This is a genomic window from Aquitalea magnusonii (assembly GCF_003202035.1).
GTDB lineage: Bacteria > Pseudomonadota > Gammaproteobacteria > Burkholderiales > Chromobacteriaceae > Aquitalea > Aquitalea magnusonii.
The window spans coordinates 44,879-59,350 of sequence record NZ_QJKC01000008.1; the positions used below are offsets into that span (position 1 = coordinate 44,879).

General features: G+C 63.1%; 16 protein-coding genes. 5 read left to right on the forward strand and 11 right to left on the reverse strand.

The annotated features are described in order from the left end of the window. Nucleotides 1-9: 9 nt before the first annotated feature. From DFR38_RS09890 to DFR38_RS09925, 8 genes are all read right to left on the reverse strand, one after another. Nucleotides 10-876, reverse strand: a complete 867-nt coding sequence (locus DFR38_RS09890) for a 3',5'-nucleoside bisphosphate phosphatase (protein ID WP_110313342.1) — start codon at nucleotides 874-876, stop codon at nucleotides 10-12. Between the two features lie 3 nt (nucleotides 877-879). After that, nucleotides 880-1,071, reverse strand: a complete 192-nt coding sequence (locus DFR38_RS09895) for an oxidoreductase-like domain-containing protein (protein WP_110313343.1) — start codon at nucleotides 1,069-1,071, stop codon at nucleotides 880-882. Further along, nucleotides 1,071-1,286 (reverse strand): RNA-binding S4 domain-containing protein, encoded by a 216-nt coding sequence (locus tag DFR38_RS09900; protein ID WP_110313344.1) that lies wholly within the window; start codon nucleotides 1,284-1,286, stop codon nucleotides 1,071-1,073. The genes DFR38_RS09895 and DFR38_RS09900 overlap by 1 nt, the downstream gene beginning before the upstream one ends. Nucleotides 1,287-1,485: 199 nt before the next feature. After that, nucleotides 1,486-2,025, reverse strand: a complete 540-nt coding sequence (locus tag DFR38_RS09905; protein ID WP_110313345.1) for an AAA family ATPase — start codon at nucleotides 2,023-2,025, stop codon at nucleotides 1,486-1,488. Between the two features lie 837 nt (nucleotides 2,026-2,862). Beyond that, entirely contained in the window at nucleotides 2,863-3,855 is a 993-nt protein-coding gene (locus DFR38_RS09910) for an asparaginase (protein WP_110313383.1), read from the reverse strand. A 129-nt stretch (nucleotides 3,856-3,984) separates the two neighbouring features. Then, entirely contained in the window at nucleotides 3,985-4,530 is a 546-nt protein-coding gene (locus DFR38_RS09915; protein WP_059285094.1) for a hypothetical protein, read from the reverse strand. A 65-nt stretch (nucleotides 4,531-4,595) separates the two neighbouring features. Further along, nucleotides 4,596-5,111 (reverse strand): hypothetical protein, encoded by a 516-nt coding sequence (locus DFR38_RS09920; RefSeq protein ID WP_059285093.1) that lies wholly within the window; start codon nucleotides 5,109-5,111, stop codon nucleotides 4,596-4,598. Between the two features lie 148 nt (nucleotides 5,112-5,259). Continuing rightward, on the reverse strand, nucleotides 5,260-6,024 hold the full coding sequence (locus DFR38_RS09925) for a UTRA domain-containing protein (protein ID WP_059285092.1): 765 nt from the start codon (nucleotides 6,022-6,024) through the stop codon (nucleotides 5,260-5,262). A 324-nt stretch (nucleotides 6,025-6,348) separates the two neighbouring features. Between DFR38_RS09925 and DFR38_RS09930 the strand changes: the two genes are divergently transcribed. The 5 genes from DFR38_RS09930 to DFR38_RS09950 all read left to right on the forward strand — a co-directional run bounded on the left by DFR38_RS09930 (nucleotide 6,349) and on the right by DFR38_RS09950 (nucleotide 11,014). Next, on the forward strand, nucleotides 6,349-7,446 hold the full coding sequence (locus tag DFR38_RS09930) for an ABC transporter substrate-binding protein (protein ID WP_059285091.1): 1,098 nt from the start codon (nucleotides 6,349-6,351) through the stop codon (nucleotides 7,444-7,446). 185 nt (nucleotides 7,447-7,631) lie between these two features. Continuing rightward, nucleotides 7,632-8,546, forward strand: coding sequence for an ABC transporter permease (locus DFR38_RS09935; RefSeq protein WP_059285090.1), 915 nt, complete (start codon nucleotides 7,632-7,634; stop codon nucleotides 8,544-8,546). Beyond that, nucleotides 8,543-9,334, forward strand: coding sequence for an ABC transporter permease (locus tag DFR38_RS09940; protein ID WP_110313346.1), 792 nt, complete (start codon nucleotides 8,543-8,545; stop codon nucleotides 9,332-9,334). The genes DFR38_RS09935 and DFR38_RS09940 overlap by 4 nt, the downstream gene beginning before the upstream one ends. A gap of 25 nt (nucleotides 9,335-9,359) precedes the next feature. Then, nucleotides 9,360-10,364 carry an ABC transporter ATP-binding protein gene (locus tag DFR38_RS09945; RefSeq protein ID WP_059285089.1) on the forward strand — a complete coding sequence of 335 codons (1,005 nt, stop codon included), beginning with the start codon at nucleotides 9,360-9,362 and terminating at the stop codon, nucleotides 10,362-10,364. After that, nucleotides 10,364-11,014 (forward strand): HAD family hydrolase, encoded by a 651-nt coding sequence (locus DFR38_RS09950; protein WP_244909895.1) that lies wholly within the window; start codon nucleotides 10,364-10,366, stop codon nucleotides 11,012-11,014. The genes DFR38_RS09945 and DFR38_RS09950 overlap by 1 nt, the downstream gene beginning before the upstream one ends. A 47-nt stretch (nucleotides 11,015-11,061) precedes the next feature. Here the strand turns inward: DFR38_RS09950 and DFR38_RS09955 are convergent, their stop codons facing one another. From DFR38_RS09955 to DFR38_RS21435, 3 genes are all read right to left on the reverse strand, one after another. Further along, entirely contained in the window at nucleotides 11,062-11,790 is a 729-nt protein-coding gene (locus DFR38_RS09955) for a substrate-binding periplasmic protein (protein ID WP_059287616.1), read from the reverse strand. Nucleotides 11,791-11,887: 97 nt separating this feature from the next. Further along, nucleotides 11,888-13,141 carry a DUF1615 domain-containing protein gene (locus tag DFR38_RS09960; RefSeq protein ID WP_110313348.1) on the reverse strand — a complete coding sequence of 418 codons (1,254 nt, stop codon included), beginning with the start codon at nucleotides 13,139-13,141 and terminating at the stop codon, nucleotides 11,888-11,890. Nucleotides 13,142-13,265: 124 nt separating this feature from the next. Next, entirely contained in the window at nucleotides 13,266-14,453 is a 1,188-nt protein-coding gene (locus DFR38_RS21435; protein WP_110313349.1) for a YjbE family putative metal transport protein, read from the reverse strand. Nucleotides 14,454-14,472 lie beyond the last annotated feature (19 nt).

The following is a 14,472-nucleotide window of genomic DNA, read 5'->3' on the forward strand; positions in this document are numbered from 1 at the left end:
CTGTGTTGGTTATGCCGCGCGCGGGGCGCGAATAATGCGCTCTTGCAATGCCTGCCACACCGGCTGGCAAATGGGCGGCAGGTCATCGGTGCGGCCGACGTCGCGGCCGCCTTCGCCCGGTGCATGAAAATCGCTGCCGGCGCTGGACAACAGGCCATAGCGCTGGGCGATCAGCGCGTACTTGTGCATGTCGTCCAGGCTGTGGCTGCCGCTGGCGACCTCGATGCCCTGGCCGCCGGCATCCTTGAAATCCAGAATCAGCCGTTCGGTGAGCGTGCGCCCCATATCGTAACGACCGGGATGGGCGATCACCGCCATGCCGCCAGCGGCGACGATCCAGCCTACGGCATCGGCCAGCCGGGTCCATTCATGCGGCACATAACCGGGCTTGCCCGGCGTCAGGTATTTGCGGAACACGGTGCGGACATCCTTGACCTCGCCGCTATTGACCAGGAAACGGGCAAAATGGGTGCGGCCTATCATTTCCGGATTTTCACACACCGCCATCGCCCCTTCGAAGGCCCCGTGGATACCGATGCGCGCCAGCGAATCGGACATTTCGCGGGCACGCTCCACCCGGCCATCACGGATGGACTGCAGGCCGGCCAGCAGGCCGGCATGTTCGGGGTCGATGCCCAGGCCGACAATATGCACGGTGTGCTTGCCATTCCAGGTGACCGATACCTCGACGCCATCGAGAAAATCCACGCCATGCGCAGCCGCAGCGGCACGCGCTTCGGCCAGGCCGCGCGTGCAGTCGTGGTCGGTCAGCGCCACCAGCGTGGCCTCACGGGCGGCGGCGCGGGCGATCACCTCGGCCGGCGGCAGCGCGCCATCGGAGGCGTGCGAATGAAAATGCAGATCGATACTGGCCATGGCTTATTGTCCGTCCTTGTTGTGCCGCGCCTGCCAGGCGGCCAGCCGGCTGCGGTAGTCGCGCAGCTCGGCATGATAGATGTCGAGAATGCAGGGATCGCAGCCGCTGCCGCAGCACATGTCGTCGCTTACCTCGAACGGCGGTTCTGGCATGGGATCGGCATCATCCGCCGCCGGCGGGAACGGCTCGCTCATCAGGCGGCCACCACCTTGATGGTAAAGCCCTGCCCGCTCACCACCTGACCGGCGCGGATCTTGCAGGTCTTGCGCAATTCCTGCACGCCATTCACCGCCACATTGCCCTCGGCGATGAAATGCTTGGCCTCGCCACCGGAAGAGCACACGCTGCAGCTTTTCAGCAGATCGCACAGGGCGATGTATTCGGTACTCAGTTTGTAGATTTCATTCATTTTACACATCCATTCTGGACAGGCTTGTGCACCGGCTGTGGACAAGACCTGCAACTGTTTGAGCGAAAAGTCATTTTTGCCATTGCCTGTTTTTTAGGCAGACGCGGCTGCTTTTCCACCTGTCAGCGGGACAGTGCTGTGGGGCAGCTGTGGAAAACAGGGACAAGGCCATGAATGATAAAGACTTTGTCGCCATTGCTTATTTTTTGGGCAAATCTGCCCGGCCCAGCGCCTGCAAGGCTTGTGCCAGCCGCGCGGCCTGCCCGCCTTGCAGCAGGGTATAGGCCACGCCCTGGCGCGCCAGTTCGGCCTGGTACAAACCCAGCAACCAGTCGCGCTGTGCGGGATGGCTGCGCAGCGGGTCTGGCTGCCAGGGGATATCGGCCGCCGTCAACAAGGTGAAGGCGTAGTCCTGCGGCCGGTACAGTTGCAGCAGTGCCGGCGAAGGCTGGCCAAAGGCCACATCGGCCCAGATCTTGCAGGTCAGCACCGTGGTGTCGCACACCAGCCAGTCGTGCTCTGCTGCCGCATGCTGCTCGGCCTGCAACTGACCGGCGGCGATGGCTTCGATATCGGCCATGCTCACCTGGTAGTCGCGCCCGGCGTAATAGGCACGGGCATACTCGGCCACGGCCACCGCGCGCAAGCCCTGGCTGCACAAGGCGGCCGCCAGTTGCAGCGACAAGGTGCTCTTGCCGCAGGATTCCGGCCCGATGATGGCGATTCTGATAAGGGACACGGCAACTCACCAGCAAAGAGCATGATTATACGTCGGGATGGCAGCCCGCCAGTAGTCTTGCCGCGCATTTCTGTACACGGTGCACGGTTTCGCACAAGCGACGGGGACAGCCTTGTGCGTGAGCTGTGGACAAACAGGCTAAGTCGCTGAAAGTAATCAGCCTTGCACTGACTGCCTGTTTTTTAGGCAGGCCGGCGTTTCCCGCCACCTGCCCGTGGCCGGCAGCGTCATCGCAGTTTTACACACCGGGCGGGGAAAGGCTTGTGCACGGTCTGTGGGCAAGTTAGCTAAGTATCTGAAACGGGACAGGGTTTTGCTGGCTGCCTGTTTTTTAGGCAATCGCCTGTTTGACCAGCCGGCTGCTGCTGTCCACACCTGAAAATGAGGCTTGGCCGGGGTTTTGCACAGCTGGCGGGGACAGGCTTGTGCACGGCCTGTGGGAAACTGCAGCAAGCTACTGAAATCAATATACTTTTTCAAAAATGCTGATTTTTTAGGCAGCCCGCGCCAGTGCACCGCAAGCCTGCGGCCATGGCAGGCAGCAGCGGCTTTTGCACAAGCAGAGGGGACAGCCTTGTGTGTGGACTGTGGACAAACTGTCTAAGCCATTGAGGTAAAAAGGGCTTTCCGTCACTGCCTGTTTTTTAGGCAGCCGCCCTGTTTTTCCCCACCCCGCGTGTACCACGGTGTGGAGGGCTTGTGGATAGCATGGGCAAGCTACTGATCTGGCAGTGAAAAATCCAGCTGCTTGTTTTTTAGGCAAATCACCGTAGCTGGCAGCAACAAGGGCGTGCCAATGGCACGCCCTTGTTCTTCCTCCACACTGGCCTGGCAAGCTTAGCTGCTCTCGCCCCGCAGCGGGGTCGCCAGCTGCTGGCGCAAGGACTCGCCACGCAAGCCCTGCGACAACAGCACCAGCAGCTTGGCGGTGGCTGCTTCCGGTGTCAGGTCTGCGCCGGCCACGGCCCCGGCGCGCGCCAGCGGCTGGCTGGCGGCATAGGCCCCGACTTCCACCGCACCATGCACCACCTGGCTGATATTCAGCACTGCGCCACCAGTGGCGGTCAGCGCAGCCACGCCAGCAAGCAAGGCCGGATCAGCCGGCGTATTGCCATTGCCATAGCTCATCAGCACGGCGCCATCCAGCTCGCCCGCCTGCATGATCTGTCCCGCAAGGGTGCTGGCATGGCCGGGAGTGAGGAAAAAGGTGGCAAGCTTGAGCGAGACATCCAGCTTGACCGGGGTGAAATCAGCCGTAGCGGCCAGCCAGTGCTGGCGCTGCCACTGGGCCTGAATGCCAAAGCTGGCCAGTGCCGGCGCATTGGGGCTGGCAAAGCCGGCAAAGCTGGCGGCATCCAGCTTGCGCGCGCGGCAGCCACGCAGCAGCAGGCGGTTGAAGGCAATGCACACTTCGTGCAGATCGGGCTGGCTGGCGGCTTCCAGCGCATCGGCCAGATTGCTCCAGCCATCCGAGCGCGGATGCACCAGCGGCAGTTGTGAACCGGTGACAATGACCGGCTTGGCCAGGCCTTGCAGGGCAAAGGCCAGCACGCTGGCGGTATAGGCCATGGTGTCGGTGCCGTGGATCACCACGAAACCGTCGTAATCGGCATAGCGGGCGATCAGGTCATCCAGCAGTTGCTGCCACTGCGCCGGCACGATGGCCGACGAGTCGATCAGCTGCGGGTATTCCAGTACATCGAAATCCAGCGCCGGCGTGCGAAAACGCTGCAGCAGCCGCGGCAGCAGGCCCGGCACCGGGGCCAGGCCCTCCGGGGTGTGGTCCATGCCAATGGTGCCTCCGCTATAGAGGACAAGCAGGCGGGTCATGGTTGCATCCTTGGTCGACATCAAACAGCCGGCATGGTAGCGCAAAAACCGCAGGCCTGCGGCATCCCTGCCATGACAAAACCCCCGTGACAGCATGGCTGCGACGGGGGCTGACAGGCGGTAAACGGCTTAGCGCAATGCTTCGTTGATAGCCTCGTTCACGGCATGCTGGGCTGCACCGATCTGGCCCAGGATGTAATGCTGCAGGCCGCGCAGATAGGGATCGTCCTCTTCATGGCTGGCATCCTGCTTTGCCTTGTCCAGCAGACGCAGGGCCTGGTGGAAACGGTCATCCGGGCGATATTGCGCATCCGGCGGCATGCGCTGGAAGGGGTCTTTGCCATCATCGATGGCGGCATCATGCATGGCGTGCAGGGCCTGGTTAATGGCTTCCACGGCACGGCGCTCGCCCTGTTCCACACGCGGCTGATCCGGACGGGCCAGCAAATCGCGGGCGATACGCAGGTCAGTCATGGCATGGCTGTAGTAGGGATGCTGCTCCGGCTGCCAGTGGTGCTGCTCGAAGCGCCAGGGCATGCCTTCATGCCACTCCCCCTGGCGCATGTCGGGATGCCAGTCGTTGCCATGCCAGTCATCGGCCATGACCGTGCCGCTTGCCAGCAGGGCCACACCAGCCAGCAGCAGGCTGGCGACAGATTTCTTCAAGATCAACATGATTGCTCTCCTTGATTACAAGCGACTTTTTTTATTGTGACGGTAAATCAGAATGCTGGTCCGGCTCAGCGCAGTGCGTCGGCAATGGCTTGCTGGGTAGCGCGGTGCGCATCATCTATATGGTGCAGGATGCGCCCTTGCAGGTCGCGCACCCAGGGGTCGTCCTCGCGGTGGCTGGCATCGCGCTTGGCCTGATCCAGCAATTGCAGGGCCTGATGGAAGCGGTCGGTCGGGCTCAGCCGGGCATCCGGCGCAGGAATCTGCCAGGGGTTCTTGCCATCTTCGATGGCAGCCTGCTTCATTTCATTCAGCGCAGCATCGATGGCACCGACAGCCCAGCGCTCGTCATCCTGCACCGGCTGTGCATCAGGCCGCGCCAGCAGGGCACGCGCCTGGCGCAGATCGCTCATGGCATGACCGTAATAAGGATGTTCGGCGGGGTTCCAGTGCGGGGCGGCAGCCACCGGGGCCGGCTTGTACACCACCTGGGTACGCGGCGGCACCACCACGCAGGCACTCAGGCCGGATACGGCAGCGGCCAGCATCAACCAACGGCCACTGCGCAGGATATGTGCTTTCATCGAAAACTCTCCGGAAGTGAGAAACTGTCTGCAGCATGTCGCAAGCGCTGCAGGACGTCTGTAGCCATGCTGTATCGCTTGGTAAGCATATGTAATGAAATTGTGTGCAATTGTTAATTCATGACAAGAATCTTCAATTATTCACACACTAACCCATTGGCATGGCAGTGATGCCCAGATCTCCCGGCTCGGCCGGCAGCTGGCTGTCCACCGATAGCCGGATGGCATCGTGCCGCCAGTACTCGACATCACAATCGATGATGCGCTGCTGCTGGTCGTAATTGATGCGGGTGATGCGCAGGATGGGGCTGCCATCGGCCAGCATCAGCGCCTGCGCCACCTCGCCACGCGCGGCGGTGGGGGTGATGTCGAAGCGCGAACGGCGGTAATGCAGGCCGTAGCGGGTCTGGTACAGCTCGGTCAGCGATTGCGACAGGTCTTCGTTCATGATACCGGGAAAGCATTCCGGCTTGAGATAGTGCTCGACATACATCACTACCCGGCCATCCAGGCTGCGCTGGCGGCAAATCTGCAATACCCGCGCCAATGCCGACAATTGCAAGCGCTGACACATCTCCGGCGTGGCCACCATGCTGCGTGCCGACAGCACCCGGGTATCCACTCGCCGCTGTTGCTGTTGCACCATCTGCTGGAAATGCACCCGGTACTGCGGGTTGTATTCCAGCCGCGGTGGGGCGACAAACCAGCCGCGCCGGTCTTCGCGGTAGATGCAGCCTTCGGCCTCCAGCGCCAGCAAGGCATCCTTCAGGGTGATGCGGGTGGTATCAAACAGCTCGGACAAGCTGCGTTCGGATGGCAATTTGCCGCCGGGAGGCAACAATCCCCCTTCGATCTGCGCCAGCAGGGACTGTCTGATCCGGGCGACTTGTGTCTGGTTATTTTCTTCTGACATGCTCTGGACTAGTCCACGTTGATTTGATTACAGCTTGGAGCCAATGACAACACTTGCTGCGACCTTGCACCTGCGGCCTGCTGCCTTTTCTGTCGGCCACGGCGCACCTTGCCACAGGGACACTGTGCGATTAGCTTGGTCGCTGTTAATGTTTAGCAAATTCAAATGACAAGCCTGCGACAGCTGGTCGGAATATGGCCAAAACAGGTCGCACCGGAGACTTCACACAACAGACATGCAACTGAAACTTGGCCCACATCATTTCGTCATCTGTACTGCCTATGATCGCCCTGCTCAACTGACCTAGTCCAAAGGATGGAACCAATGAACAAGAAGCTGATGGCTGCAGTAGTTTTGTCCGCACTGAGTGTAGGTGCTTCCGCTGTCCATGCACAGGATCTGAACAGTCTGATCAAGGCCGCCAAGCAGGAAGGCGAACTGACCACGATTGCCCTGCCGCACGACTGGTGTGGCTATGGTGACCTGGTGGCCGGCTTCAAGGCCAAGTATGGCATCAAGGTGAACGAACTGAACCCTGACGCCGGTTCCGGTGACGAGATCGAGGCGATCAAGGCCAACAAGGGTAACAAGGGTCCGCAGGCACCGGACGTGATCGACGTGGGTCTGTCCTTTGGTCCGCAAGCCAAGGAAGCCGGCCTGCTCCTGCCGTACAAGGTGTCCACCTGGAACAGCATTCCGGCTGAAGTGAAGGACAAGGACGGCTACTGGTACGGCGACTACTACGGCGTGCTGGCATTCGAAGTGAACACCGACATCATCAAGAAGGTACCGGCTGACTGGTCCGACCTGCTGAAACCGGAATACCGCAACGCCGTGGCGCTGGCCGGTGACCCGCGCACCGCCAACCAGGCCATCATGGGCGTGTACGCTGCCGGTCTGTCGCAAGCCGGTGGCAACCCGGCCAAGGCTGCCGATGCCGGCCTGAAATTCTTCGCGCAACTGAACAAGAGCGGCAACTTCGTGCCGGTGATCGGCAAGGCGGCCTCGCTGGCCCAGGGCACCACCCCCATCATCGTGCGCTGGGACTACAACGCCCTGGCCGACCGCGACACCCTGAAGGGCAATCCGAAAGTGGCCGTGGTCGTGCCCAAGTCCGGCGTGGTGGCTGGCGTGTACGTACAGGCGATCAGCGCCTATGCTCCGCACCCGAACGCCGCCAAGCTGTGGATGGAATACCTGTACTCCGACGAAGGCCAACTGGGCTGGCTGAAGGGCTATTGCCACCCGAGCCGCTTCAACGACCTGGCCGCGCGCAAGAAAATCCCGGCTGATCTGCTGTCCAAGCTGCCGGCTGCCGCCAACTACAAAAAGGCCGTGTTCCCCACCCTGGAACAACAGGAAGTGTACAAGGCCACCATCACCAAGCAGTGGGACAGCGTGGTGGGCAGCAACGTCAAGTAAGCCCGCCAGCATCTGAGCCCCAGACCTCATGGCCGTGCAAGCGGCCATGACGGTTTTTGACCCCATCCATCAGGGAAGTGACCCGACCCTGCCCGCGTGGCAGTACAACAGCAAGGCAGCGGCCGCCCACCGGCCCCACCGCTGCTGATGCCGGGCACGCCCTTGTACACGAGGCTGCACCACGGATGAGTACTTCACCCGATTCCCTCACGCACCGCCCCGCGCCCGGAGCAGGCCAGATCCGCAAGGGTCTGACACTGTCTTCGCTCAACTGGCTGGGCGTGGCACCGTTTTTCCTGTTTGCATTGCTGTTCCTGATCCTGCCCACGACCACGCTGATGATCGGCGCGTTTCAGGATGCCAACGGCCATTTCACCCTGGGCAATATCGCCAGACTGTTCGACGACAACATTCTGTCGGCCTACTGGATCAGCTTCAAGGTCAGCGCCGCGTCGGCGCTGGGTGGTACCGTCATCGGCCTGGCGCTGGCGCTGGCGGCGATTCAGGGTGGCCTGCCGCAATGGATACGCCCCACGCTGATGACCTTCTCCGGCGTGGCGTCCAACTTTGCCGGCATCCCCTTGTCCTTCGCCTTTCTGGCCACACTGGGCCGCATGGGTCTGGTGACGGTATTGCTGCGCGACTATGCCGACTTCGACCTCTACAGTACCGGTTTTTCCATTCTCAGCTTTCTGGGCCTGACCCTGACCTATCTGTACTTCCAGATTCCGCTGATGGTGCTGATCGTCACCCCGGCCATTGACGGCCTGCGTGCCGAATGGCGCGAAGCCTGCGAAAGCCTGGGTGGCAACAGCGTGGCCTACTGGTGGCATATCGCCCTGCCCATTTTGTGGCCCAGCATCCTGGGTTCGGCGCTGCTGCTGTTCGCCAACGCCTTTGGCGCGGTGGCCACCGCCTATGCGCTCACCGGCAGCTCGCTCAATATCGTGCCCATCCTGCTGTATGCACAGATCCGTGGCGACGTGCTGCACGACCAGAACCTGGGCTACGCCCTGGCACTGGGCATGATCGTGGTGACCGGCCTGTCCAATGCCGGCTATATCTGGCTGCGCAGCCGCGCCGAAAGGGGGCGTGAATGAAATCGACATCGCGACTGGGTGCCTGGGTGGCCATTGCCATCGGCACCCTTTATTTCCTGCTGCCGCTGATTGCCACTTTCGAGTTCAGCCTGAAAATGAACCGCGATGGCTACAGCTTCGAAGCCTACAAGGTGGTGCTGGCCGACCCCGGCTTTCAGGCAACCTTTGGCTATTCCACGCTGATGGCGGTGCTCACCATCATCGTCGGCATCCTGCTGGTGGTGCCCACCGCCTACTGGATCCAGCTGAAGCTGCCACGGCTGCGGCCGCTGGTGGAGTTCATCACCCTGCTGCCGCTGGTGATTCCGGCCATCGTCATCGTGTTCGGCTACCTCAAGCTGTACAACAGCAGCTCCTGGCTGCCGCTGACCGGCAACGAGCGCGCCACCGACCTGCTGTTGATGTGCAGCTACGTGACGCTGGCCCTGCCCTATCTGTACCGCTCGGTCGATGCCGGCCTCAGGGCCATCGACGTACGCACGCTGACCGAAGCGGCCGAGAGCCTGGGCGCCAGCTGGCCCAGCATTTTGCTGCAGGTGATCTTTCCCAATGTGAAGTCGGCCATCCTGTCCGGTGCCTTCCTCACCTTTGCCGTGGTCATCGGTGAATTCACCATGGCCAGCCTGCTGGGCCGCCCGGCCTTTGGCCCCTATCTGCAACTGATCGGCTCCAACCGGGCTTACGAGCCCTCGGCGCTGGCCATCATCGCCTTCATGGTGACCTGGGCAGCCATGGGGCTGATCCAGGTATTCGCCCGCAATGCCCGCCCGGCCCGCAAGACGGCCTGAGCAAGACAGAATTCAAGGAACAAGCATGGCCTATCTCACCATCAATAATCTGCACAAGCGCTTCGACGACCACGTCGTGGTGCACGACTTCAACATGCACATCGAACAGGGCGAGTTCGTCACTTTCCTTGGCCCCTCCGGCTGCGGCAAGACCACGGTACTGCGCATGATCGCCGGCTTTGAAACGCCCACCTCCGGCCGCATCTGCGTCGGTGGCGAGGACATCACCCAGCAGGCCGCGCAAAAGCGCGGCATCGGCATGGTGTTCCAGAGCTATGCGCTGTTTCCCAATATGAATGTGACGCAGAACATCGGCTTTGGCCTGAAAATGCGCAAATGCCCGGCTGACGACATCAAGCGCAAGGTGGCCGAGGTGATCAAGCTGGTGGAGCTTTCCGGCAAGGAAAACCACTACCCGCATGAGCTGTCCGGTGGCCAGCGCCAGCGTGTGGCGCTGGCGCGCGCACTGGTGGTGGAGCCGCGCATCCTGCTGCTGGACGAACCGCTGTCGGCACTGGACGCCCGCATCCGCAAGAACCTGCGCGAGCAGATCCGCGACATCCAGCGCCGCCTGGGCCTGACCACCATTTTCGTCACCCACGATCAGGAAGAAGCGCTCACCATGTCCGACCGCATCTTCGTGATGAACCAGGGCCGGGTGGAACAGGAAGGCCGCGCCGAAATCGTCTACACCGAACCGGCCACCGAGTTCGTGGCCCGCTTCATGGGCAATTACAATCTGCTGGGCGCGGCCGATACCCAGCGTCTGCTGGGGCTGAACATCAATGGCCACCTGGCCATCCGCCCGGAATCCATTCATGTGCTGGACGGCCACAGCCAGCAGGACGGCACCCTGGCCGGCACCATCCGCCAGCACCAGCTGCTGGGCAATATCATCCGCTACCAGATTGAAAGCGCCGGCATCACCCTGCAGGTGGACCGGCTGAACCGCACCGCCAGCGACCTGATGCCGGCCGGCACCGAAGTCAGGCTGCAGATCAGCCGCGACGACATGCGCGAGGTACGCTGATGCTGGCCATATTCGATCTGGACGACACCCTCACCGACGGCGACAGCTCCAGCCTGTGGCTGCAATTCATGGTGGAACACGCCCTGGCCGCCGCCGACATGCTGCCGCGCGAGGCCGAGCTGATGGCGGCCTACCGCCGTGGCGAGCTGCGCATGGAAGACTATATGGCATTCACCCTGCAGCCGATGCAGGGCCGCAGCGTGGAGGAGGTGGCCGAGTGGGTGGAACGCTTCATCGCTGACAAGATCGCGCCCATCGTGTTTCCGGCCGCACGGGAAACCCTGGCGCGCTACAAGGCGGAGGGGCGCACCCTGCTGGTGATCTCCGCCACCGGCGAGCATCTGGTGGGGCCGATTGCACGCTTTCTGGGGGCAGACGACTTTCTGGCCATCTGTCTGGAAACCCGCGATGGCTGCTATACCGGCCACACCCACAGCGTGCTGACCTATCAACACGGCAAGGTGCTGCGCCTGCACGACTGGCTGACGCAACACGGCGCCACGCTGGCAGGCAGCCACGGCTATAGCGATTCCATCAACGATGTACCGCTGCTGCAGGAAGTGGAACAGGCTTATACGGTGAATGCCGACCCGAAACTGGCCGCCGTGGCAGTACAGCACGGCTGGACCCTGCTGAACTGGCAGCGCTAGCTGCCCTGGCCCGGCTGCCTGCCCACTGGCAGCCGGCAGCGGCTGCGTCAGCGGTAATGGCGCAGCATGCGCTGGAACACACCTTCTTGCTGCATGGCGGCCAGCGCCCGGTCCAGTTCGCTGCGGGTGATCAGGCTGCGTGGTGACAGGGCGCAGCGGTTGCGATACTGGCTGATCACCAGCGCCGGCTGCAGCGGCGGCAAGCGCAAGCCATGCGCCAGCTGGTAATCCAGATACAGCCGGTTGGTCACCACATGCTGGACCCGGCCGGCCGCCAGCTTGCGCAGGCTGTCGACCATGCTGTGGGCGTCATCGCGCACAAAGCCGCTGCCCAGTTGCTGCAGCATTTCCGGATAGGCAAAACCCAGTACGGTGCCTACCGGCTGCCCGGCCACATCGCCCAGCTGGCTACGCGGTGCCGCCAGCCTGCTGCTGAGCAACAAGTCCTGGTTATCGAGGAAGGGCCGGCTCCAGCGCAGCGTGGGCGCCGGCATCCACTGCGGCAGCGACAGGCACAGGACATCACCCTGCCCTTGCTCCAGCGCCGCCGTCAGCCGCTTGCGCGGCAATACCCTGAAGCGCACCCCCAGCCGCAGATGCGCCGCCAGTTCCAGCCCGATATCGCGATGCAGACCGTCCTGCAGCTGCCCGTTGACGATATTGGCCTGCGGCATTTCGGTGCTGTCATCCACCAGCACCACCAGCTCGCCGGCCGCTGCCGACAACGCCAGCAGCAGGACCGCCACACCGGCCAGCCATGTTTGTGGCTTTACCATGCTCACGCTTCCCCGAGTGCCCCTGCTGTGCCGCCGCCAGTGGCCGGCGGCCTGGCCATCATCCCGCCGTCCTTACGGCACGGGATGTAGCGCTTGCCTAATGAAATCCCCCGCGCGCCATGCAGCTCTGATAGCGACCATCCACCCGGCGGGCAAACCACTCGGTGGTGAGCTGGTGGGTGAACTTGGGGCTGACCAGCACGATCTGCGGAATGATCTGGCGCGGCACGGCCTTGCCGGACTGGTCGGCCAGCGCAAACACCCGCTTGTACAGCTCGGTCTGGCTGAAGCCGGACAGCTTTTCCTGGCGCAGATCACGCGCCATCTCGTCCGGGCTCATGCGCAAGCGACCGGCCAGACCATTCAGCGCACGCTGGGTGTCGCTGGTGGCACCGGACAACACGCGGTTCATCTTGTCGCTGTACAACATGATGTCGCCATCCAGCGCCAGCTTCTGTCCGGACAGGCGCTGCACCGCCAGCTGGAAAGCCGCATTGCGGCTGGCGTAGCGGCCGGCATTGTAGTCGGCAAAGCGGTAGACCATGTCAGGATAGCTGATGGGATATTGCAGCAGGATGGCGCTGCCGAAATAGACGCTGCCGCGCAGGCTGAACACTTCGTCGCGCAGGCTGCTGTAGCTGTAGGGATAGGGCCAGGCGCGCACCTGGGTTTCGGCAAAGGCCACGCTCACCTGCATCGGCCCGCCATCACGGATGGGGTTTTTGTGTTCGAAGATGGTCTGGCCAAAGGGCAGCTCGCGGATCATGTCTTCGTACAAGGCATTCATCTGCTTCTTGGTGCGCAGCGCATTCACCCGTTCCTTGTAGCTCTGGCCATTGGGCGACTTCTTCAGCATGGCGGCATCCACCACCAGCGAGGGAATGAAGTACTTCTGCCGCCGCTCCTCGATCTGCCCCCAGACGATCTTGGACAGATTCGGCACCACCGGGTCCGGATTAAAGCCGGACTCCTGCTCGGCCACCGCCAGCACCGCGCAGAAATACTGCGGTGCATAGGGAATCTTCAAATGGCTAAAGGCGGTCATGATGTCGCCGTGCCACTCACGGCGGGCGGGAATGCCGCGCGGCAGCAGGCGCTCCAGCAGGGCGGCGCCTTCCTGCTCGTTATTGTAGGCGGGCAGCAGCGGAGCCGGCACCGGCTTGCTCAGCGGCGCACTGGCGGGGGCTGCTGGCGGGAGCGCGGCCGGCGGCGGAGCGGGCAGCAGGGTTTGCGGCTCGGGCATCGGCGCCGGGCGCACGGCCGGTGTCACCACCGGTGCCGGAAGGGGGGCCACGCTGCTGGCGCAGCCGGCGAGGGCCAGCAACAAGCCGGCAGACAGATAACGGTACATGCGGATCGACCTCGAAAGCCGCCACCCCGCTAAGGGCGGGCGGACAAGAATGCGGCAGCCCCCGACTGTAAACAATGGCGGCAGCTTTGCCCAGCCACTTGTCCCTGGTCCGGGCTGCCGGCCATCAGTGTTTCAGTTTGGCGCTGGGCGCCGGCGTCGGCAAAAAGCCCTGGCTGAGCAGGTGGAACAACAGCCAGCCCAGCGCGCAGATGCTAACCAGCGCGGCAAGCCCCAGCAGCAGCTTCACCAGCAGGGCCATGCGCGGCGAAGACAGCAGGCCATCCTGGCGCGGCGCTCTTGCCCGCGGCACGGCGGCAGCGGGCGGGATGGAGGCCGGCCCGGCAGCGGCAGGGCTGCGTTCGGCCCTCTGCTGCGGCGCTGCGCCAGCGGCTGCGGGGGTGACCGTTGCGGGCGGGGCCGCGGCAGGCTGCCCATCGACCATGGCCGCGCCGGCAGACCCGGCGGCTTCGGTGGCTTCGGCGAGCCGCCCGGCCTGTTCAACATCGGGCGGCGGCGCTACAGCGGCAGGGCTGGCCAGCACCACCTGCGGCGAGGCACCCGCCTCGCCAATGCGTGCCAGCCGGCCCATCAGGCCATCCAGCCAGCCCAGCGGCGGCGGCGGCGTCAAACGGGCTGCGCGTTCGCGGATGATGCGGCTTTCCACCAGCACGAATACCACGCACAGCAGCGGCACCACCACTTGCAAGGCCGGGGCCTGGGTATTCACCCAGTCGGCCAGCAGCGGATCGCTCACCGCGATCTGGCCGGCCACCCAGCCCAGCAGGGCGCCGCCCAGCGGAATCAGCAGCGGCATGTCATTCAGCAGGCGGGCAATGAACAGGCTGCCGTACATCAGCAAGGGCACGCTGAACAGCAGGCCGAGTATCAGATACAGCACGCTGCCCTGCGCAGCCGCCGCCAGCGCCACCACATTGTCCAGGCTGAGTACCAGATCGGCCATCACCACCACCGACACCGCCGACCACAGCTGACGGCTGTCAGCAGCGCTGCCGGGAAGGCTCTCGCCGTCGTCATCGCCCAGCAGCAGCTTGATGGCAATGCTGATCAGCAAAGCCGCGCCCAGCAGTTTCAGCAAGGGCACTTGCAGCAGGAAACCCACCACCGTGGTCAGCAAGACCCGCAGCAGGATGGCAAAGCCGGTGCCCAGCAGCACCGCCTTGCGCATCAGGTGCGGCGGCAGCGAGCGGCAGGCTACCGCGATCACCAGCGCATTGTCGCCGCTGAGAATCAGGTCGAGGAAAAACACTTGCAGCGTCATGCCCAGCGCATGCATCAAACCATCCAGCTCCATCACAGCCTTTCATTCAGCA

Coding starts and splice junctions, on each gene's coding strand:
- DFR38_RS09890 (WP_110313342.1), bottom strand. CDS start 876: ATGGCCAGTATCGATCTGCATTTTCATTCGCACGCCTCCGATGGCGCG.
- DFR38_RS09895 (WP_110313343.1), bottom strand. CDS start 1,071: ATGAGCGAGCCGTTCCCGCCGGCGGCGGATGATGCCGATCCCATGCCA.
- DFR38_RS09900 (WP_110313344.1), bottom strand. CDS start 1,286: ATGAATGAAATCTACAAACTGAGTACCGAATACATCGCCCTGTGCGAT.
- DFR38_RS09910 (WP_110313383.1), bottom strand. CDS start 3,855: ATGACCCGCCTGCTTGTCCTCTATAGCGGAGGCACCATTGGCATGGAC.
- DFR38_RS09915 (WP_059285094.1), bottom strand. CDS start 4,530: ATGTTGATCTTGAAGAAATCTGTCGCCAGCCTGCTGCTGGCTGGTGTG.
- DFR38_RS09920 (WP_059285093.1), bottom strand. CDS start 5,111: ATGAAAGCACATATCCTGCGCAGTGGCCGTTGGTTGATGCTGGCCGCT.
- DFR38_RS09925 (WP_059285092.1), bottom strand. CDS start 6,024: ATGTCAGAAGAAAATAACCAGACACAAGTCGCCCGGATCAGACAGTCC.
- DFR38_RS09930 (WP_059285091.1), top strand. CDS start 6,349: ATGAACAAGAAGCTGATGGCTGCAGTAGTTTTGTCCGCACTGAGTGTA.
- DFR38_RS09935 (WP_059285090.1), top strand. CDS start 7,632: ATGAGTACTTCACCCGATTCCCTCACGCACCGCCCCGCGCCCGGAGCA.
- DFR38_RS09940 (WP_110313346.1), top strand. CDS start 8,543: ATGAAATCGACATCGCGACTGGGTGCCTGGGTGGCCATTGCCATCGGC.
- DFR38_RS09945 (WP_059285089.1), top strand. CDS start 9,360: ATGGCCTATCTCACCATCAATAATCTGCACAAGCGCTTCGACGACCAC.
- DFR38_RS09950 (WP_244909895.1), top strand. CDS start 10,364: ATGCTGGCCATATTCGATCTGGACGACACCCTCACCGACGGCGACAGC.
- DFR38_RS09955 (WP_059287616.1), bottom strand. CDS start 11,790: ATGGTAAAGCCACAAACATGGCTGGCCGGTGTGGCGGTCCTGCTGCTG.
- DFR38_RS09960 (WP_110313348.1), bottom strand. CDS start 13,141: ATGTACCGTTATCTGTCTGCCGGCTTGTTGCTGGCCCTCGCCGGCTGC.
- DFR38_RS21435 (WP_110313349.1), bottom strand. CDS start 14,453: ATGGAGCTGGATGGTTTGATGCATGCGCTGGGCATGACGCTGCAAGTG.